12 protein-coding genes are annotated in these 21,236 nt (G+C 53.0%); 9 read left to right on the plus strand and 3 right to left on the minus strand.

The genetic code is table 11. The annotated features are described in order from the left end of the window. The first annotated feature begins 95 nt into the window (after positions 1-95). The gene (locus tag ACGHAD_RS08790; RefSeq protein ID WP_382415629.1) at positions 96-410 is read left to right on the plus strand and encodes a hypothetical protein; all 315 of its coding nucleotides are present in this window, start codon (positions 96-98) and stop codon (positions 408-410) included. A gap of 267 nt (positions 411-677) precedes the next feature. Here the strand turns inward: ACGHAD_RS08790 and ACGHAD_RS08795 are convergent, their stop codons facing one another. Further along, on the minus strand, positions 678-2,753 hold the full coding sequence (locus ACGHAD_RS08795; protein WP_382415627.1) for a TonB-dependent receptor: 2,076 nt from the start codon (positions 2,751-2,753) through the stop codon (positions 678-680). Positions 2,754-2,982: 229 nt separating this feature from the next. Here ACGHAD_RS08795 and ACGHAD_RS08800 point away from each other — a divergent pair, with 229 nt between their 5' ends. Together ACGHAD_RS08800 and ACGHAD_RS08805 are read left to right on the plus strand one after the other, a co-directional pair. Then, complete coding sequence (locus tag ACGHAD_RS08800; protein WP_382415625.1) at positions 2,983-3,465, plus strand: BlaI/MecI/CopY family transcriptional regulator; 483 nt, start codon at positions 2,983-2,985, stop codon at positions 3,463-3,465. After that, positions 3,462-4,394, plus strand: coding sequence for a M56 family metallopeptidase (locus ACGHAD_RS08805; protein ID WP_382415623.1), 933 nt, complete (start codon positions 3,462-3,464; stop codon positions 4,392-4,394). Before ACGHAD_RS08800 ends, ACGHAD_RS08805 begins: the two co-directional genes overlap by 4 nt. Here the strand turns inward: ACGHAD_RS08805 and glgA are convergent. After that, entirely contained in the window at positions 4,342-5,865 is a 1,524-nt protein-coding gene (gene glgA, locus ACGHAD_RS08810; RefSeq protein ID WP_382415621.1) for a glycogen synthase GlgA, read from the minus strand. The two genes, ACGHAD_RS08805 and glgA, sit on opposite strands and share 53 nt — an antisense overlap. 82 nt (positions 5,866-5,947) lie before the next feature. Then, the gene (gene glgB, locus ACGHAD_RS08815; RefSeq protein WP_382415619.1) at positions 5,948-8,179 is read right to left on the minus strand and encodes a 1,4-alpha-glucan branching protein GlgB; all 2,232 of its coding nucleotides are present in this window, start codon (positions 8,177-8,179) and stop codon (positions 5,948-5,950) included. A 502-nt stretch (positions 8,180-8,681) separates the two neighbouring features. On the opposite strand from glgB, the gene glgC reads away from it, so the two are divergent. The 6 genes from glgC to uvrA all read left to right on the plus strand — a co-directional run bounded on the left by glgC (position 8,682) and on the right by uvrA (position 20,703). Then, positions 8,682-9,935, plus strand: a complete 1,254-nt coding sequence (gene glgC, locus ACGHAD_RS08820) for a glucose-1-phosphate adenylyltransferase (RefSeq protein ID WP_382415617.1) — start codon at positions 8,682-8,684, stop codon at positions 9,933-9,935. Between the two features lie 2 nt (positions 9,936-9,937). Next, entirely contained in the window at positions 9,938-11,674 is a 1,737-nt protein-coding gene (locus ACGHAD_RS08825) for a glycoside hydrolase (RefSeq protein WP_382415615.1), read from the plus strand. Continuing rightward, positions 11,675-13,255: a 4-alpha-glucanotransferase gene (malQ, locus tag ACGHAD_RS08830; RefSeq protein ID WP_382415613.1), complete on the plus strand. Its 1,581-nt coding sequence runs from the start codon at positions 11,675-11,677 to the stop codon at positions 13,253-13,255. It abuts the gene before it with no gap. Between the two features lie 39 nt (positions 13,256-13,294). Further along, positions 13,295-13,645 carry a PilZ domain-containing protein gene (locus ACGHAD_RS08835; protein WP_339615278.1) on the plus strand — a complete coding sequence of 117 codons (351 nt, stop codon included), beginning with the start codon at positions 13,295-13,297 and terminating at the stop codon, positions 13,643-13,645. Between the two features lie 165 nt (positions 13,646-13,810). Continuing rightward, positions 13,811-14,839 (plus strand): Solitary outer membrane autotransporter beta-barrel domain, encoded by a 1,029-nt coding sequence (locus tag ACGHAD_RS08840; protein WP_382415611.1) that lies wholly within the window; start codon positions 13,811-13,813, stop codon positions 14,837-14,839. A 227-nt stretch (positions 14,840-15,066) separates the two neighbouring features. Beyond that, a complete protein-coding gene (gene uvrA / locus ACGHAD_RS08845; protein WP_382415609.1) occupies positions 15,067-20,703 on the plus strand; it encodes an excinuclease ABC subunit UvrA in 5,637 nt (1,878 codons plus the stop codon). The last annotated feature ends 533 nt before the right edge of the window (positions 20,704-21,236 follow it).

The raw sequence follows: 21,236 nt of genomic DNA on the forward strand, positions 1-21,236 counted from the left end.
CTCGTCGCTATAGAGCATCGCCATCGGACTTACAATAGTCCAGCGTTCGATTTACTTTCCCACGGTCGCTGCGGGCGGACGAGTTACTTGTCGCGATGTGGCAAGCAATACCCGAGAACGCCCCTCGGCGCCCGGCATTATCTTCAGTGGGTGTATCAGCAGGTTCATATGCCGTGATAAATGTGGTGCTTATTGGCTTCATGATTTTGTCATTGGTGGGCGCTTGCTATCCTTTGCAAAGGTTGCCGGTTCTAATGCTCGAACTACTATGGAAGGCAATATGGTTATCCTTTTTTGTGCTGCCAATTCATTTGAACACTGCACTGGATGACTATGCTGCTGCAGTGGCGTTTGCCTGCACGGTTGGAGTTATTGAGATCGTTAGTTTTACCGTGGCGCTATATCTTTAATAATTTTTTTTGATGATGTATCGGAAAGATATCTTTAATAAATCACGGTTTAAATTAGTATTCTAAAGCATGGGTTGTGGATTAATCGTTTCCCGAGATCTGAAGTTAGATTGGGCATTCTTTTTGTTAGTTTGCTTTGCCAAAAAATAAAAGTAACTTTCTATAGGCGGCATCAAAAGCGTCTCAAAGCGCATTCAAGGGGCGCGTAACGCAGTGAGGCGCGGCTTAAACAAAAAAATCCCAGACAAGTCTGGGATTTTTTAACCGCTAAAACGCCATCTCAAGCGTTACCCGCAAGCTACGCGGCTCTAACGGATGGTAATGCACATCCTCAACTGGCGATGCTTCGCCAGCTAACTGCGAAGCATAGTAGTAATCAATATCGTGGTCGTCGCTATCTAGCAAATTAAGTACATCTAAGCTAAGCGTAAACGGCTTAAAGCGATAGCCCAGTTTAGCGTTTAGCAAAGTGCTGGCGTCTGAACTGACCTCATTGGTTTCTACTAATGGCCGTGGGCCAAAGTAACGTAGGCGCAAACTACCAAACACGCCGCTGGCGTAATCGGCGCTTACCCCAAGCTGTAAAACGTCCTCTACTGCCCCCGGTACATAGCGGCCCGGTTGCTCGTTAACAAACCGGGCGTGGGTGTAGGCGTACTCTAAATCCAGAGTCCAGTTATCGTTTAAGCGGTAGTAACCGGTAAGCTCTAGTCCCGCGCGTTCGGTTTTATCACTCGCTTCGGTGTTGCCGGCATCACCGACAAACAGTAACTCGCTGTCAAGCTCTAAATGCCAGAGCGCAGCGGAAATATTAATACGCTCGTTGAAGTTGGCGCGTAACCCCAGCTCGCTGCCAAAAGAGCGCACCAAGGGGTCTACGGCATCAATGGCGCTGCCGTCTGCCGGATCAATTTTAATCGTCGTGCCACGAGCATCGTTGGAGTGAAACCCGGTGCCGGCCGACAGATAGCCTTCCCAGTTTTGCGATAAACGGTACACGGCGCTGGCTTTAACCGATGCGATCCCGTCGTCTGCCGTACCGCTGTTGGGCGATAAGTTAATACCGGCGTTGTTGCTGCCAGCGCGATCATTGACATCAAAGTCGTAAAAGTCGTAGCGCAAGCCCAACACTGTTTTAAAGCGCTCGGTCCAGTTAATCTCGGTATCGGTAAAGGCTGCGATGCTGCTCTCGGTGATGCTATCGCTACGCACTGTCCCTAAACGTTGACGCGCTTGAGTGTGATATAGGCCTACCTCATTAATGTCATCAATACGTGTCTCTAGGCCATAACGATTATGAACATCTAGACCGCCCAGGGCCAGGTCGTGTTGGTACTGCAGTTTACCGCCAAATATTTGTCTCTCATCCACTTGCTCAAATTGATCGCCATTGATTGGGTCATCAAGAAAATATGTGAAATTTGACCAAAGGGTTAAATCGTAATCAATGACGTAGGCGCTGGCTAACCAGTTGTCGTTCTCCCAGCTAATATTGGCGCTGTAGCGTGAGGATTCGCCCCCGGTGGTGGTATCGATAGAGCCTAGCTCGTCAATCAAACCCGCATCAACCGCACGGGCCGGAATCTGATCTGCGCTGTTCCAGGCGTTGCTGTAACCCATCAGTCCCCAACTAAGGGTCCCACTGCCTAAGGTACGGGTGGCTTTAAGTTGACCGTTGTATTTGTCTAAATCTTCGTCGATATCCGTCCAGGGGCCCTGGTAACCGGTGGCTTCAAAGCCCCACATCAGTTCCGTCTCACCCGCATGAAATGAATCGGCAGCCAATAAACGATAGTACTCATCAGAGCCTGCGGTTAGTTTTAATTGGCCTTCATTAAAGTGGCTTTTGCTGTTAATAAAGCCGGCACCTGCACCACTAAAATCGCCAACGTCGGCGTAGTAAGGCCCTTTTTGATAACGCAGAGTGGCAATCAGCTCGGGGATCATAAAGTTTAGATCGGTATAGCCTTGGCCGTGACCGTGGCTACGCATATTGATGGGCATATCATCGTAAAAAGTGGCAAAGTCAGTGCCGTGATCCAGGTTAAAGCCGCGCAAAAAGTATTGGTTAGCTTTGCCGGTACCACTGTGTTGGGTGACTACCATCCCGGGAATCAGCTCCAATACCTCCCCCGAGCGCAACAGCGCGCGAGTTTCTATGTCACGCTGTGAGACAACGCCTTGTGAGGCCGATACACTCTCGCCAATGAGGTTGACCCGGTGGCCCGATACGGTGATTTCTTCCACTTCATGGGCGAACAACGGTAGTGCAATAGGCAATACAAGCAGGGGAGTTAGGCGGTGACAGTAGCGCGCGCGCCGTGGCTTTGATTGTGGCAGCATGAGGCATCCTTTTGTGGTTATTCAGTAAGTAGTACTATATTCGAGACTGATCTAAATACAGATCAACTGCGTATCTATAAATACCAACCACAAAATGATATTTTTATACATATCAGATACTTACGAGCCATTTTGGCCGTGTTTTAACAGGAGGCGAACACCGATTGCCAATCGGTGTTAACAAAACGATGGATCAGCCCGTAACCACCCAGCGCGAGCAACCTAACCGATGAAGCCGCGCTCGCAAAGCAATACCCTGCCACAACTAGGCGAGCTGGAGCTGGCATTAATGCGTGCGCTTTGGAACGCGCCAGGGCGCGACGCTAAAAGCCTGCAGTGTGAGCTGCCGATACGTTTAAAGAGCAGCTTAAATACAGTGCAATCGGCACTTGAGAGGCTGCACCGCAAAGATTTAATTGACCGTAACAAACAGGGGCGTGCCTATCTTTACCGCGCCAGTGTTGGGCGCGGTGAATTTTTAGGGCAGCTGATAGGTCGCGTTGTTAGCCAAGTGCACAGTGGCAGCATGACGCCGATATTGAGCGGGTTTGTGGATTTTGCCGATGAGATCGATCACCAATCACTCGATGAGCTTGAGCGGTTAATTAACGCGCGGCGCGGCAAGCGTAACGATGGCAGCCAAAGCGCCGCGAACGAAATGGTAACAGGCGAGGTAAGTACGAATCGCGACACGACCGGAGATCAATCGTGATATTGCTACTGGTAGGCTTTTTTATCTGGTTACTACTTTTGGCGCTATTGCGCTTGTGCGCGCCACTATTAGAACGTTGGCTCGACCAACTACACCCCAATGAGTCGAGTTTATTGCTGTTGGTTATTCTGACATTACCGTTACTGGCGGCTACGTTAATAACGTTAGAGTTAGCATCGCCAGCTTGGTCGCACTGGTTTATTGCCAGTCATTGTCATGAGCTGCGGCAATCCCTTGCCTGCGGTCAGCATGCGCCTATTACGCCACATATTCCGGTACTGCTCGCGATAGCATCGGTGTTGGCGGCCGGTCTTGTTGTTTGGTTACTCTACCGGCTGTGGCGCGCGCAAAAAACTTTAACGACTTTTATTGCCTTGGCCGATGCTCACGAAATTCGCGATGTTTATATTCTACCCAGCGACGCCCCTTTGGCTTTTACACTCGGTTACTGGCGGTCACGTATTTTCTTATCGCAAGGCTTGCTTGAGGTGTGTGACGAAAACAGCATTCGCAGCGTCATTGAGCACGAGCGGGCGCACCAATTGCGCCACGACAATTTGCGGCTGTTTGTGGCAAAGCTGGCCACGCTGCCTTTTTTTTGGGGAGTAGGGCGCTTGCTTGAGCGACTAGATTTGACCCATGAGCAAGCCTGCGACTGGTACGCGACCGGTACCCTAGAGGCCCATGAGGTGGCCGCCAGTATTGTCCAGATCGCGCGCCTGAATAGGGACTTTGCCGATGCTAAAAACCTTTACAGTGCGAGCTTTTTTTGTCGCAGCCATGTGCGCGAGCGCGTTAACGCACTCATTAAAAACGATTACCCACAGGATGCGGGATGGCGCCGTGCGTTAATCACCGGGGGTAGCACATTAATGGCTATAACGCTGTTGCTTGATCCTCTGCATCATTGGATTGAGTGGTTCTACTAACAGTTTGACGGTAGAGCTCTAGGTAGGCTCGTGCGCTTTTACCCCAGGCAAAATCTTGGCTCATGGCATTGTCTTGCAATTTGCGCCAGAGAAGCTTGTTGTCAAAGCACGTTAAAGCATGACGTAGTGCCTCGCTAAGCGCCGTAACTGACGCTTCAGAAAACAAAAAGCCGGTTTCGTCAACATTTACCAACGCACTCATGCTGGCGGCATCTATCGCATCCGAAAAATTCGAAAAGTTGACAATAGTATCGCGCAACCCGCCGACAAAATTGGCCACGGGTATCGTACCGTAGCGCTGGCTGTACATTTGATTAAGGCCACAGGGCTCAAACAGCGAGGGCATTAAAAAGATGTCACTTCCGGCCTCAATACGATGTGATAGACTCTCGTCATAGCCAATGGTCACCGACACCCGCTGTGGGTAGCGCGAGCGCAACTCTTGCAAAGCCGCCTCAAACTCTGGCTGCCCCGAGCCAATCACCACAAACTGACAGCGCGCCTGAGATAACAGCGCAGGTAACGCGCCTAGTATCAGGGCAACACCTTTTTGCTCTACTAAACGGCCAATAAACCCCACAAGCGCGACGGATTCATCTTCTGGCAAGCCCAGCTCACGCTGCAGCGCCAGTTTATTGTGAATTTTGCGTTTGATCGTCCGGCGGCTGTATGGCACGGCAAGGTAGGGATCGGCTCCAGGGTTCCAGGTATCGGTATCAATACCATTAACAATGCCGGTTAACTGGCGGGCGCGATTAACCAGTACGCCCTCTAGGCCGCAGCCAAACTGTTCGGTCTGAATCTCTTGGGCGTAGCTCGGGCTCACCGTCGTTATTGCATCGGCGTACACTAGCCCGGCTTTTAGAAATGAAAAGTTGCCCCAAAACTCTAATCGCTCGTAATGCCACCAGTGCTCGGGTAACTGTAAATCGACAAATGTTTGGTAATCAAAAATTCCCCGGTAAGCAAGGTTGTGAATCGTAAAGACAGAGGCGGGGGCATTTTGTTGGCCTGCCAACAGGGCGGGTACTAAACCGACTTGCCAATCGTGGCTGTGTACTACATCGGGCCGCCAGTGTAGACCGACCTTGTTTAAGGCGATGTGCTCGGCAACTTTACTAAACAGATAAAAACGGTAGGGGTTATCTGGCCAGTCAGTGCCAGAGTCGTCGCCGTACAAACTGCCTGCGCGATCAGAAAACTCGGGAATATCCACCAGCCACACCGGTACCCGGCTGCCGGGCAAGCGCGACTGCCACAATTTAACCGGCACTTGGTTAACCTCGAACTCACGCAGTAGCTTCAGCCCCTGCGGCCGGGCTTTTTCCAGTGTCGTTTTATAGGCAGGTAAGAGTAATCTAACCTGCACGCCCAAGCGCGCGAGTGCGCGAGGTAAGGCGCCGCCCACATCGCCTAAACCACCGGTTTTTGCCAGAGGGTACGCCTCCGAGCACGCAAACAGTACTTTCACACAAAGCTCCTTTAGATGTGTGGTTTACGACATTATGTGAGTTATCCGTTTTTGGCGCCGCCTTTAGGTCTTGCTGACGGCATTATACATCGCGACACTTAAGCACAATACCCGCCAGCGGTGGCAAGGTTAGCGAGAGTGAGTAGGGCATATTCATCCACGGCTCCGCGTCGGTAATCAAACCGTTGCCGTTACCCACATTGCTACCGCCGTAGTACGCCGAATCAGAGTTAAAAATCTCTTGATAGTGACCGGCGTCTGGTACGCCCACGCGGTAATCGTGTCGCGGAGTCGGGGTGAAGTTTAAAATAACAATAACGCGCTCGTGTTCACCTTGACGCACATAACTAATTACGGACTGGCGGTTATCGTGACAATCAATCCAGTCGAAGCCGCTGTCGCTATAACAGCGTTCGTGCAGCGCTGGTTGCGCGCGGTACAGTCCGTTTAAATCGGCAACCGATTGCTGTAACTGTTGGTGGCGCTCAAATTGCAACAACGGCCAATCCAGAGCGCGCTTATCGCTCCACTCGGACCATTGCGCAAATTCGCACCCCATAAATAATAATTTACTGCCGGGGTAGGTAAACTGATAGGTGTAAAGCAACCGTAAGTTAGCAAATTTTTGCCAGTCGTCGCCGGGCATTTTGTTAATCATGCTGCCTTTGCCATGTACGACTTCATCGTGACTAAAAGGCAGCTGAAAATTTTCGCTAAACGCGTACATCATGCCAAAGGTGAGGTTGTCGTGATGATACTGACGGTAAATCGGGTCTTTGTTCATAAACTGCAGTGAGTCATGCATCCAGCCCATGTTCCACTTTAGTGAAAACCCCAACCCTCCTAAGTACACTGGCCCGGAAACTTGCGGCCAGGCCGTGCTTTCTTCGGCAATCACTAACACGCCGGGGTGCTGGCCGTGGCACTGCACGTTTAGCTCGCGAACAAACTCAACCGCCTCTAAGTTTTCATTGCCACCGTAACGGTTGGGTACCCACTCGCCAGGCTCACGCGAATAATCGAGGTGAAGCATGGAGGCGACGGCGTCCACGCGCAAGCCATCAAGATGAAATTCATCCAGCCAAAATAGCGCGCTGGCGATCAAAAAGTTGCGCACCTCGTTGCGGCCGTAATTAAAAATTAGCGTGCCCCAATCTTTGTGTTCACCTAAGCGAATGTCGTCGTGCTCGTACAAGGCCGTGCCATCAAAGCGGGCAAGGGCGAAGGCATCTTTGGGGAAGTGCGCCGGCACCCAATCGAGAATAACGCCGATATTGTGATTGTGCAGATGGTTTACAAAGTAGCGAAAGTCATCCGGCGTACCAAAGCGGCTGGTGGGGGCAAAATAGCCAGTACTTTGGTAGCCCCAGGAATCGTCCAGCGGGTGCTCACCCACGGGTAAAATCTCGATATGAGTAAACCCTAAGGGGGTAATGTAGTCGACCAGGCGGTGGGCTAAATCGCGGTAGTTTAAAAACTGGTTGTCGTCGCTGCGCTGCCAGCTGCCCAAATGAACTTCATAGACGCTAAAAGGCCGCTGCTGCCAGTTCCATAAACGGCGCTCGTTCATCCATTTATCGTCGTTCCAGGGGTTTTCTTGAGCGGGACTGTAAACCTTGGCGGCGGTATTAGGCCGAACTTCAAAGTGGCGCCCATAGGGGTCGGTTTTAACGCTTACTGCGCCATTGTTGCGGGCGCGCAGCTCAAATTTATACACCGAGTTTAGTGCCAAACCGGGGATAAAAATCTCCCATACGCCACTACCACCGCGCGAGCGCATGGCATGGCAGCGGCCATCCCAACGGTTGAAGTCACCGACTACGCTGACGCGCTCGGCGCCTGGCGCCCAGGTGGCAAACAAAACCCCGGCTACGCCATCGATGGTTTTAGGGTGCGCACCTAAAACCTGGTGAATATTCCAGTTGCGCCCCTCGGCAAACAGGTGCAAATCGTAGTCGGATATTTGCGGCGCAAACCAGTAAGGGTCGTGTTGACTAAAGGCATTGTCGTATTCGTCGCGCCAATGCAACTGATAGGGGCGAGTGGGTCGTTCGGCCAAGTGCTCGAGCACATAAAAGTCGCTATTGGGCAGTTGGGTTAGCGCAACCCCGATGTCGTCCACCTCGGCCGTTACCGCGCCACGGGCGTGGGGCAGGTAAGCGACCAGCGTCCAGCTGCTTTTGTTAGCGCCGCTTACGGTGGCGGGCGAGCTTGTGCTTGGGTGTAAACCCAGCACCGTAAAGGGGTCGTGGCTTGTGGCTGCACTAATTCGTTGCATTTCGGTACTAAGCTGTAATCCTTTGGGGCGCGGCATAAGCTGCTTATTCCTTTTGCCAGTGGCTAAACACAAAACCGTAACACAGTTTAGTTATAGTTTTGGCTATTCGTGCCCACTGATTTAGCACGAGTAATAAAGTGGTTGCACTATTTATGACTAACAGCACGTTTGTAGCACGTTTGGTGCCACAGACTCATGGAACGACTACCCACATCCATTGTCAGCGACTATTGTTAGTACTCGTTATGGCAAAAACCATTGCGGCTACGTTAGGCATTTTAGTGTAACGTCGGCCCGTGACAGATCTGTGAGTTATGCACGCATACCAAAGTCAATTTACAGCATCCTATGGCACTCAACTTGCTATTAAATATTTCTGTCATATCCCGATAGGTGATCATGGACGACAACTAAGTCGTTATCGGAGCGATATAGACAGGCAACAACTACAAAGCTTACGGCCGGATACCGCCGAGAGCCAAGCGATTATCGTTAATCGCACCCTACACGGTGACACTTAAGCAAGGAGCAACACAGTATGACCAACCCCGCTTCAGGACGTTTTGTCAGTCGCTTAACCCGCGAAACCCTCGCGTTGGTATTGGCTGGCGGACAAGGCACAAGACTAAAAAATCTGACGGAATGGCGCGCGAAACCCTCGGTGCACTTTGGTGGCAAATTCCGCATTATCGACTTCCCATTATCCAACTGTGTTAACTCGGGCATTCGCCGCATCAGTGTATTAACACAGTACAAGTCACACTCACTTAACCGTCATATCCAGCGCGGCTGGGGGTTCTTAGGCGGCCAGATGGGGGAGTTTGTCGAGCTACTGCCGGCGCAGCAGCGCCTGGGTGAATCTTGGTACGCGGGCACCGCCGATGCGGTGCGTCAAAACCTAGACATTATTAAGCGCCACGATCCAAGTTATGTGTTGATCTTGGCGGGTGACCATGTTTATAAAATGGATTACGGCACCATGATTGGTGCCCACGTCGAAAGCGGTGCAGACATCACCGTCGGTTGTATCGAGGTCGCCAGTGAAACCGCCACCGCTTTTGGGGTCATGGATGTAGACACCGACTTCAATATTGTAAAGTTTACCGAAAAACCCCCCGAGCCGGAGCACATTCCGGGCAAGCCTGGCGTCTCTTTGGCATCCATGGGTATTTACGTCTTCTCAACTGACGTCTTGTTTGAAGAGCTAGAGCGCGACCAATTGTCCGAGGGCTCTTCCCACGACTTTGGCAAAGATATTATTCCCTCTCTGTTAAAAACCCACAAAGTTATTGCCTTCCCGTTTCAGGATCCTGTTAGCGGTGGCGAGGCCTACTGGCGCGATGTGGGTACAGTCGATGCGCTGTGGCAGTCAAATTTAGAATTAACCGGTATTACCCCGGAGCTTGATCTTTACGATTCAGAGTGGCCGATCTGGACTTACCAAGAGCACGTGCCACCCGCTAAATTTATTTTTGACGACACGGGCCGCCGCGGTATGGCGGTCGACTCAATGGTGGCTGGCGGCTGCATTGTCTCGGGCGCTATTGTGCGGCACTCGCTGCTGTTTCCTAGGGTGCGGGTCAACTCCTACGCCGAGGTGACCGATTCGGTATTGTTTCCCGGGGTCGAGATCGGCCGCAATTGCAATATCAAAAAGGCCCTGATTGACCGTGATTGCGTCATCCCCGAGGGCACCGAAATTGGCTTTGATGCAGTCGCCGACCGAGAACGTTTTTATGTTTCCCCCGGCGGGGTGGTACTAGTAACCCCCGCCATGCTGTCAGGAGACTAGCAATGAGTGGTGTACCCGAAACATCAGTGGTATTTTTGTGGCACATGCACCAGCCCGATTACCGCGACTGTTTAACTGGCGAATACTATTTTCCCTGGACGTATTTGCACGCGATTAAAGACTACACCGATATGGCCGCGCACCTGGAGAACAACCCCGGCAGTAAAGCGGTGTTTAACTATGTGCCGATTTTAATTGAGCAGCTGGTCGACTACGACCAGCAATTAAACGCCTACCTAACCAAAGGCGAGCTATTAAGCGACCCTTTGCTGGCGCTGCTTACCAACGCCGAGCGTCCCGAGCCGGGCAGCGAGCGCTTTGCCGATTTACTGCAAAAGTGTACTCGCGCCAATCGCGAGCGTATTATCGAACGGTTTAAGCCCTACCAGCACCTAATGGGTCTGTACGATAACGCGCAAGAAGTTGAAGGGGCCGATCGTTACTTTAATCAGCAATACCTAACCGACCTATGCGTTTGGTACCATCTGGGTTGGCTGGGCGAAACTGTCCGCCGCGATAACCCCATCATCGAGCGCCTGCAACAACAGTCGTTTAATTACACTGCCGATCACTGCCGTGACTTATTGCAAGTTATCTATAGCGCCATTAGCGGTATTATCCCAAGGCATAAAAAGCTGGCCGAATCCGGCCAGGCGGAGCTGATTACCAGCCCCTACGCACACCCGATTTTGCCGTTACTACTGGATTTTAACAGCACCCACGACGCTATGCCGGCGGCACCGCTGCCTAATTCGGGCGAGTACCCCGGAGGTGAGGCGCGGGCGCACTGGCAAATGCAAAAAGGGCTCGACGTTTTTAAGCAGCATTTTGGCAACATGCCAAAAGGATGTTGGGCATCCGAGGGGGCGTTAAGCGATGCGGCGTTAAAGGTGCTAAGCGAGCACGGCATACGTTGGACGGCCACCGGTGATTCGGTGCTGTTTAACAGTTTACAAAATAGTGCCAACAGCACGGCCGCAGACAAAATCAAAAGCGAGCCAGACACTCGTCACACCGCGTTTCAAGTGGGGGAGGGTGATGTACACGTGTTCTTTCGTGACGACGGGTTATCCGACAAAATCGGCTTTGAGTACGCCAACTGGCACGCCGATGACGCCGTAGGGGATTTTGTTCACCACCTAGAGAACATTGCCAAGGCCGCGCCGGCAGATAACCACACTGTCATTTCGATTATCATGGATGGTGAAAATGCTTGGGAGTATTACCCCGAAAACGCCTGGTACTTTATTGATGCGCTTTACAAAAAAATCGAGGCGCACCCTTACTTAACCACTCGCACTTACTCTGAGGTGCTTGAACTTGCCGATAACCAAGCGCCTTTAAACACCATACCCCTCGAACACTTGTGTGCCGGAAGCTGGGTTTACGGGACCTTTTCTACCTGGATCGGTGAGGCCGAAAAAAACCACGCGTGGGACATCCTGTGTGAGGTGAAGCGCGCTTACGATCAAGTTATAGACAGCGGCACACTTGACCAACAACAATCTGCCGAAGCCAGTTTGCAGCTTGCGTTGTGTGAAGGCTCCGACTGGTTTTGGTGGTTTGGTGATTACAACCCCTCAGATAGCGTAAAAGACTTTGACCGCTTGTACCGGCAACACGTTAGTAACCTCTATACGAGTTTAGGGTTAGTCCCGCCAAGCTCGCTCGACACGCCCATCAGCACCGGTAGCGGGGCGCCAGCCAACGGCGGCGTGATGCGTCAGGGGCACCAATAAATGACGGCCGCCACTCACTACCAACCGGCCGCTATTTTTAATGTCCGCACCGCTGGGGTATTACTGCACCCTAGCTCTTTGCCTGCGCGAGCAATTCACAACCGCCAGCCCAACGCCGGCAACCTGGGGGCGATGGCCGAAGAGTATTTAAACTTTTTAGCCCGCGCCTCGCTAACGGTGTGGCAAATGTTGCCCACCGGCCCCACCCACGATGACGGCTCGCCGTATCACTCTTGGTCAGCCTTGGCCGGCAACCCGGATTTAATTTGCCTCGAGCGTTTGTGCGAGTGGGGCTGGGTCGCGCCGGCTAAGCTTAAGGTTGAGGCCTCACCCGAGCCGCTGAGTAAAACCGAGCTGGCCCAATTGCGACAAATGGCCTGCAGCGCTTTTAACGACTTTATTACGTCGTCGGCGGGTAGCGCGGTTAAAAAAGACTTTGACACTTTTGTCGCCGAGCAACACTACTGGCTTGATGACTTCTCGCTGTTTTACGCCATTCGGGCACAAGAGCGTGGCGCCAGTTGGCACCATTGGCCCACGCCTTTACGCCTGCGTACCGACACCGCCCTTGCCGTGGTGCGCGAGCAGCGCCAAGACGATATTTTTCAGGCGCAGTTTGAGCAATTTGCGTTTTACTCTCAGTGGTGCCAATTGCGCGAACATGCCCGGCATTTGGGTATCGCGCTGTTTGGCGATATTCCTATCTTTGTGGCCAGCGACAGTGTCGACGTCTGGGCCAACCCCGATCAGTTTCAACTCGATCGTGAGGGCAAACCCACCAGCGTAGCCGGTGTACCACCAGATTACTTCTCCAAAACCGGGCAACACTGGGGCAACCCCCACTATGATTGGGCCGCCATGCAGGGCGACGGGTTTCAGTGGTGGAAAGATCGCCTGCGGCGTCAATTGGATCAGTTTGATTTAATTCGCATCGATCACTTTCGCGGCCTCAGCGCCTATTGGGAGATTCCCGCCGGCAGTGCCGACGCCAGCTCTGGCCGTTGGGTAGAGGCGCCAGGCGCGGCGCTACTAACCGCACTGTTTGCCGAGTTTGATGAGCTGCCCATCGTCGCCGAAAACTTAGGTTTAATCACCGCCGAGGTCGAACAACTGCGCACCGGCTTTGCGCTACCGGGCATGCTGGTATTGCAATTTGGCTTGGATGGCGAACCCAAAAATATTAACGCCCCGCACCATTGTGAGCCGATCAATATTATCTATACCGGCACCCATGATAACGACACCAGCTGTGGTTGGCTCGCCACGCTTAGTGCCGAGCAAAAACAGATGATTGCGGAGTATTTTGGCGTATCCACCAAGGCGGGGGAGCTTAGTCACTGGACACTGATTAAGTCCGCACTGCGCTCGGTGGCGCGCATGGCCATTGTCCCCATGCAAGATTGGCTGGCACTCGGGTCTGATGCGCGCATGAATACTCCCGGAACGTGCCACAACAACTGGGCCTGGCAGCTGCAGTGGAGCGCACTAACGGATGCGCTGGCTGATGAGATCGCCCGCGAGGTTAAACGCTACGACCGCACCGGTGACCCATTGCCCGAACTTGAATATATGCCTACATAACGATTGCACTGATGATTTCAAACCAAGAGGGAACGACCTATGGAGCACCGTTGTAGTCCGCGTTTAACAACCGACCTTAAAGTTCGCCTGCGCCACCAAAAACAACAGCGCAGTGGCCGTCTACTTAACTGCAGTACCCTAGGCTTTTATATCAGTACCGAGGGGCTCGAATACGCGCTCCACCAACGGGTAGCCGTTGACGTGGCCCTGCGGGATATCGATGGCAATGCCTACACGTTTGTGTTTGACGGTCGCGTGGTGCGCAAGGGCGAAAATTACATAGCACTAGAGCTCGAAGCGGCCCATGTCCCCACCCAGAGCGCGTTAAATTTTATCGACATTTTAAAACAGCTACAGGCACCTCGCGCCCAGCAGCGTCAGCTAGGCTAGTACCCTGAGTTGCGCCGCTAAGATATTTAGTTGACTAACGGGGTTTGGCTCCGTACTTTTCAACCGCCAAGGTGCCGCAACTATGCTAGATTATGGTCTAGTTAATTCGTAGGTCGCGACAGGGCTTGCGGGTTCCCCGAGCACGGATGATAGTAGATCACATTTATGGCATTTAGCACCTTGGCGGGCGTTGCTCGCGCTATACTCGTCAGCCTTTTTGCCCTGATAGCAGTTGCGGCAGGCTCAGCTAGGGTTCAGGCTCAAGAGTTTGATGCCTATGATCAGCTAGTCAGTGATTTTGTCGCACAATACCTTGCGCGCTCTATTGTTATCTCCGATGCGAATTTGATTACTTTGGGGATTGTCGATTTTGACCCTAACGAATTTGTCGATTTGGGCAACATCAATACCGGCGACGCAGAGACCTTAAAGCAACGCAGTTCACTCACCAGCTATGCCTTACCGTGGGTTGGTAAATGGCAAAGCGTCACAGATAAATGGCGTACCCGGGCCGTACTGCGGCTGTCTTACGTCGCCACCAAGCAAGAACTCGCCTTTGAAGACGACGTGCAAACATTAAACACCATGCGCGACACGACTTACATCGGCTACGCCGAAAATACGTGGGAGTACCGCGTTAATGATCACTGGCGTGCCAATCTTAGCCTGGGCTTAGACCTGCTGCATTACAACAATGATTTCACCTACCGAGAAGAAGCGCTAGAAGCGCTTAAGCCCTTGCTGGATGGCTCGTTATTTAACACCTCCTACGACGCCTGGATGCTCGACCCGGGTATCGCCATCAGTTACACCGGCAAGGTGTACGGGCACAAATGGGAGTACTCAGCCAACTACCGCTACGCGGTGGGGCGCACCTTTAACGTCGACTCACACGCGCAACGTGTCTCGCCCGAGGTTGGGCGCCTGAGTAATTCTTTGGTATTGCATTACGACACGCCTGATTTTTACAATCGGCGCAGTCAGGTACGGCTTTTAGCGCGCCGCATCGACCTAGACGCCGATGCCGTAGAGCCTATGGGCACCGATCACTATTTTGAGGTAGGCGCAGGTTGGCTTATCGAAACTAAGAACGACATTAGTTGGCTGCAGAATGTCGGCTTGGGTTTATCGCTTAACATCGATAGCGACTTAAGCGGCGGCAGCGTTGTTATTTTGTTTAACGAGTCGATGTAGCTCTGCGGGTAATCATCAATCACAGCCGCGGGATACTTCAATGCGTATCATTAGATATAAGTCCGTTCGTATATTCTAACCCCCGCATCAGGTGATCTAAGTTAGGCTCTGTTGCGTTTATAAACAATCGGTGTGATACCTACCGTTAACTCCGGGCAATACGCCCTTGGACACACCCGCCAACTCCTGTATATTTAGCCAGTCTTTTACGCTCAGGTGCAGTCTTTATGTCCTTCGATGCCATTAAAATCCGCGGCGCTCGGCAAAACAATCTCAAAAACCTCGATCTTGATATCCCCCTAGGGGAGATGGTCGTGGTGACCGGGGTAAGCGGCTCGGGTAAATCCACACTGGCCTTTGACACTATTTACGCCGAGGGCCAGCGGCGCTACGTCGAGACCTTTTCGGCTTATGCCCGGCAGTTTCTCGACCGCATGGATAAGCCGGCAGTCGACAGTATTGACGGCATTCCCCCGGCCATCGCCATCGAGCAGAGCAACACGGTGCGTACCTCGCGCTCCACCGTGGGCACCATGACCGAGCTTAACGACTATTTTAAGCTGCTGTTCGCCCGATTAGCGCATTTATATTGCGCCGGCTGTGGCCAAGCGGTAACCACAGATTCACCACAGAGTATTCTTGCAGCGCTTTACCAACAGTTACCAAGTGATCAGCGCTTGATGGTGTGTCTGCCCATCAACGTGCCCGAGCAGCTCAGCGATGACGATGTGTTGCAACTGCTTAACCAACAAGGTTATGCCCGTATCCACACGCGCGAAGGCAGCAGAGTCGAGGTAGTGCAAGACCGCCTGCGCTTAAACGAGGACAATCGATCACGCTTAACCGAGGCCCTAGAGGCCGCTCTGCATTATGGCAAAGGCCATGTACTGGTTTACCCCTTAAGCGATGACAAATCCGCTGGCAGTGCTTTGCGTTTTTCCAGCCACCACCATTGTCCTAGCTGCGACATTAGCTACCCCGAGCCCACGCCCGCGCAGTTCTCGTTTAACTCGCCCATTGGCGCGTGCGCCAGTTGCAAGGGTTTTGGCCGTATTATCGGGGTCGATTGGGGCTTAGTGGTGCCCGACGAGCGCAAAAGCTTAAAAGACGGCGCCATTAAACCTATCCAAACCCCAAGCTACGATGAAGTGCAGCGCGACCTTCTTAAATACGCCAAAAAGCGGGGCATACCCATCACCACCGCCTGGATGGATTTAACCGCCGAGCAGCGCCAGTGGGTGTTAGACGGCGAGGGCGATTGGAGCCAAGGGGTTTGGTACGGCATTCGCGAGTTTTTTACGTGGCTTGAGAGCAAAGCCTACAAAATGCACATACGGGTGTTGTTATCTAAATACCGCGCCTACACACCGTGCCAAAGTTGTGGCGGCGCTCGTTTAAAGCCAGATTCGCTCTGGTGGCGCATAGGCAATTTTGATGCCGCAGAGCAGGCGTTGGCGGGGCGCCCGCGCTTTAAGCCGGTGGGTGCCACACTGCCCGATAAAATCTTTAACCAGTTGCCCGGCTTAAACATTGCCGATGCGATGCGCTTGCCGCTGGCAAATGCACTGGAGTTTTTTAATGGTTTAAGTTGCCAAGAGGACAACCAAAAAAGCGGGTCGGTTGTTGATGAGGCCGCCGAATTACTGCTTAGCGAAATTCGTTCGCGCCTTGGGTATTTATGCGAGGTCGGGCTCGATTACTTAACCCTCGATCGCCAATCGCGCACCCTGAGTGGCGGCGAGGTGCAGCGCATTAACCTCACCACCGCGTTGGGTACCTCGCTGGTCAACACCTTGTTTGTGCTCGATGAACCCAGCACCGGTTTACATCCGCGCGACATCGGCCGTTTAGTGAATGTGCTGACGCGCCTGCGCGACGCGGGCAACTCGCTGTTGGTGGTCGAGCACGACCCGCAAGTAATTCTGGCCGCCGATCGTATTTTAGACATAGGTCCAGGGCCCGGTAAACGCGGCGGCAATATTGAATTTTTTGGTACACCGAGCGCATTATTAAAACGCAAAACGAATAGGACCGCGCGCTATCTAAGCGGCCTGGATCAAGTAGAAGCGGTAGCGCCAAACATCGAGCTAGGCGTCGCCGAAATGTCGCCGCAGTATTTAGCTAAAAGCCAGGCGGCCAGTGCCAGTTTACCGGCCCTAAAAAGTGCGCTGGGCTCAATAACCATTCGCGGCGCCTGCGAGCACAACCTTAAAAATATCGACGTGGAGATTCGGCTCGGGCAACTGGTGTGCTTAACCGGCGTGAGTGGTTCAGGCAAATCCACCTTAATGCGGCAAATATTGTATCCTGCATTACTTAAACACCACGGTGAGCAAACCGAAGCGCCGGGCGATCACAAGTCTATTTCAGGCCTCGCGAATATTGACCGTGCGGTTATGGTCGATCAAAGCCCCATCGGCAAAACCACTCGCAGTACGCCCGCCACTTACGTCGGTGCCTTTGACGCCATCCGTAAATTATTTGTCGCCGCGCCACTGGCCAAAGAGCGCGGCTACAAACCCGGCACTTTTAGCTTTAACTCGGGTAATGGCCGCTGTCCAAGCTGTCAGGGCAACGGGTTTGAACACGTCGAGATGCAGTTTTTAAGTGATGTTTACCTGCGCTGCCCCGAGTGTGATGGCAAACGCTTTAGGGGTGAAGTGTTAGAGGTAAAACTACTGCGCGATACTCACGCGATATCCATTGCCGATGCGTTGGATATGACTGTGGCCGAGGCGCTGATGTTTTTTGCTGATCGCCCCGAGGTATTGCGCAGCCTGCAACCGTTGGCCGATGTTGGGCTCGATTATGTGCAATTGGGGCAAGCCGTACCCACCTTAAGTGGCGGTGAGGCTCAGCGCTTAAAATTGGCCGGGCACTTAGCCACGACCCGCGCTAAAAGCCAAGAACATATTTTGTTTATGTTTGACGAGCCCACCACCGGCTTACACTTTGCCGATATCGCCACTTTGATGAGTGCGTTTAGGCAATTGCAAAACGCCGGCCATTCGCTGTTGATTATCGAGCACAACCTTGACGTTATCCGCAGCGCCGACTGGCTGATAGACATCGGCCCCGAGGGTGGCGATGCCGGCGGGCAGCTGATAGGCGAGGGTACACCGGCGCAGTTTATCCAGTGGGCTAGCACCAATAGCAATAGCGGCTTTACCGCCCAGGCGTTGCACGATTACGAACAGTCATTAATGGCAGGCGCCAATTTAGCCGCTATCACTAAGTCCTCCAAGCAAAAGCGCACAGCCAGTGCCGTGCGTGAAATTAGCGTGCATCACGCCCGCGAGAACAACCTTAAAAATATTAATGTCAGTATCCCCCGCGATAAACTCACGATTATTTCTGGCGTAAGTGGTAGCGGTAAAAGCACCTTGGCGTTCGATCTTATTTTTGGCGAAGGCCAGCGGCGCTATTTAGAGTCGCTTAATGCCTATGCCCGGCAGTTTGTGCAGCCGGCCTCGCGCCCAGATGTAGACGCCATTTACGGCATTCCACCGGCCGTAGCTATCGAGCAGCGCACCAGTCGCGGGGGCCGCAAAAGCACCGTGGCAACCCTAACTGAAATTTATCACTATTTGCGCCTGCTGTACGTCAAGCTCGGCACGCAACATTGCCCCAGCTGCGATGTCGCCATTGAGCCGCAAACCCTCGATGCGATTGCCGCGCGCTTACAAAAAGACTACCGCGACAAAGAGGTCACCTTATTGGCGCCGATGGTTGTCGCTCGCAAAGGCATTTACCGCGAGCTGGCCCAATGGGCATCGGAGCGCGGTTATGAGCAACTGCGAGTCGACGGTGAATATCAACCTACCGCCGATTGGCCTAAGCTAGATCGTTATAAAGAGCACGACATTGAGCTTCCGCTGGCAACACTTAAAATCGCGCCACAAAATCATACGGCGTTGATCGATGCGCTGCAGCAAACTCTCAACCTTGGCAACGGTGTGGTTATAGTCGCGTCCGCCAATAAAAGTCGAGCCAAAGAGCGTTTGTTCTCGACTCAGCGGGCGTGCCCTAACTGTGGCTGCGGCTTCCCCGAGCTGGACCCTCGGTTGTTCTCGTACAATTCCAAACACGGTTGGTGTACCGGCTGTTTTGGCACCGGTAAAGTCATAGCCGGTTTTGATGAAGAGCAAACCGGCGAAGAGCGCACATGGCAATCCGATGAAGAAGGGGTTGAAAAAACCTGCCGCCAATGCGATGGCCAGCGTTTAAACCCCACTGCATTAGCGGTACGATTTCGCGATCGCTCTATTGCTCAGCTGGCCGCGTTACCGGTAGACGACGCCGAGAGTTGGTTTGGCAAACTTAAACTTAAAAGTAACGAGCAAGCCATTGCTCGCGATTTACTTACCGAGATGCACAGCCGACTGCATTTTTTGCAAAAAGTCGGTCTTAATTATTTATCCCTCGACCGCGCCGCGCCTACCTTAAGCGGCGGGGAGGCGCAGCGTATTCGCCTCGCGGCACAATTGGGTTCCAGCCTGCGGGGCGTGTGCTATGTGCTAGACGAACCGACTATTGGCCTGCATACGCGGGACAACCGCAAACTGATCGAGACCCTGCGCGAATTACAGCAACAGGGCAACACCGTCATCGTGGTCGAGCACGATGAAGACACCATGCGCGAGGCCGATCATTTAATTGATATGGGTCCACGGGCCGGTGTTAACGGCGGTGAGGTGGTGGCCTTTGGCAGCGTTGCTAAAATCATGAAGACCAAAGCATCACTCACCGGTCAAATGCTCGCCAACCCGCTGCGCCACCCTATGCCCGACTTGCGTAACATTGAGATGCGCAAATTATGGTCGCCCAAAAAGCTTAGCCTTGAAGGCGCCAGCCAAAATAATCTCGCCAACGTCAGTGTCGATATCCCCCTGCGGCAACTGGTGGCCATTACCGGCGTAAGCGGCAGTGGCAAAAGTACACTGGTGCGCGGCGTGCTGTACCCCAACGTTAAAACCGCCATCGCCAACGTGCGTAAAAAGAAACACAGCTGGCAAGGGGTTAACAGCATTAGCGGCTGGCAGGGCATCGACCGAGTTTTAGAGGTAGATCAAACCCCCATTGGCAAAACTCCACGCTCGTGCCCGGCTACCTACATCGGCATCTGGGATGCAATCCGCAAACTGTTTGCCGGCACAGTAGACGCGCGCCTGCGCGGTTACACCCCGGCACGTTTCTCGTTTAACGCCGGCGATGGCCGCTGCGACGGTTGCGGCGGGCAAGGCATGCAAAAAATCGAGATGAATTTTTTACCCGATGTTCGCGTACCCTGCGATGTTTGCCACGGCTGGCGCTTTAACGACGAAACTTTAAGTGTACGTTACAAGGGCAAACACATCGGTGATGTACTAGCCATGAACATCGACGAAGCTGCCGAGTTTTTCCAGCCCATCAACAAAGTCCACCACGCTTTATGTCTACTGCAAGACGTCGGCCTTGGTTATTTAACGCTGGGCCAACAAAGCCCGACGTTAAGTGGCGGCGAAGCCCAGCGCATTAAGCTGGTGGCCGAACTCGCCAAAGCGAACATGACCCCCGAAGACGCCAAGGGCCGGGTGAACCAACACAACTTGTATGTGCTGGATGAACCCACGGTGGGTTTGCATATGGCCGACGTGGATAAGCTTTTACATGTACTGCATCGCTTGGTGGATGCGGGTAATTCGGTGTTGGTGATTGAGCACAACTTAGATGTCGTCGCCGAGGCGGACTGGATTATTGATATGGGGCCAGAAGGTGGTTCTGGTGGGGGTAGGGTTGTGGCGCAGGGCACGCCGAGTACCGTTATTAAGCGCAAGCGGTCAGAGACTGGGAAGTATTTGGCGGAGGTGTTGAAGGGGGCCTAGCCGCTGGAGTGTTTGTGGTGCCGGCCTTGGGCTACGAGGCGCCCACCAAGTACGTCGCCATCAGACACCACAATACCGCCGTCATACCGACCTGGAGGCGGTATCTTGTGGCTTTGGATACTGCATAGTGCGCTTTGGTGCCAATCGAAAGCTATCTGGTTCTACCAACCTTGCTTGCCCTCAGTCGCCGGGCGGGCGAATTACTTCTTGTGATGCGACAAGAAGTAATCAAGAAACGCACCCCGGCGTCAGGCCCTTCGGGTACCCTCACTCCAGCAAATTTTTGAAGGCCACATCGACAGGCAGTCCCTAGCCTGACGATTGCTTGCGCACGCATCCATGCGTGCTTACCCTCAAAAATAGGCCTCCGTTCGGCTCAGTCGCAGGGGCCCAAAAGCGGCACTTCGTAGTAAACTAGACGCGTTCATTATTTGATCAGAAAGGTTTGGAAGCCTAAACGCTCAATAAAAATACCTTCGCGCACCCAGCCTCGCGAATATTATATGTTCATGTAGATTTCGCGGTGAAACCTG

Origin of the sequence: Gilvimarinus japonicus, from assembly GCF_042847215.1 — a bacterium.
GTDB lineage: Bacteria > Pseudomonadota > Gammaproteobacteria > Pseudomonadales > Cellvibrionaceae > Gilvimarinus > Gilvimarinus japonicus.

Excerpts from the sequence above, each read along its gene's own strand:
- ACGHAD_RS08825 (WP_382415615.1), top strand. The coding sequence starts at position 9,938 with ATGAGTGGTGTACCCGAAACATCAGTGGTATTTTTGTGGCACATGCAC.
- uvrA (WP_382415609.1), top strand. The coding sequence starts at position 15,067 with ATGTCCTTCGATGCCATTAAAATCCGCGGCGCTCGGCAAAACAATCTC.
- malQ (WP_382415613.1), top strand. The coding sequence starts at position 11,675 with ATGACGGCCGCCACTCACTACCAACCGGCCGCTATTTTTAATGTCCGC.
- ACGHAD_RS08790 (WP_382415629.1), top strand. The coding sequence starts at position 96 with ATGTGGCAAGCAATACCCGAGAACGCCCCTCGGCGCCCGGCATTATCT.
- ACGHAD_RS08795 (WP_382415627.1), bottom strand. The coding sequence starts at position 2,753 with ATGCTGCCACAATCAAAGCCACGGCGCGCGCGCTACTGTCACCGCCTA.
- glgC (WP_382415617.1), top strand. The coding sequence starts at position 8,682 with ATGACCAACCCCGCTTCAGGACGTTTTGTCAGTCGCTTAACCCGCGAA.
- ACGHAD_RS08835 (WP_339615278.1), top strand. The coding sequence starts at position 13,295 with ATGGAGCACCGTTGTAGTCCGCGTTTAACAACCGACCTTAAAGTTCGC.
- ACGHAD_RS08800 (WP_382415625.1), top strand. The coding sequence starts at position 2,983 with ATGAAGCCGCGCTCGCAAAGCAATACCCTGCCACAACTAGGCGAGCTG.
- ACGHAD_RS08840 (WP_382415611.1), top strand. The coding sequence starts at position 13,811 with ATGGCATTTAGCACCTTGGCGGGCGTTGCTCGCGCTATACTCGTCAGC.
- glgB (WP_382415619.1), bottom strand. The coding sequence starts at position 8,179 with ATGCCGCGCCCCAAAGGATTACAGCTTAGTACCGAAATGCAACGAATT.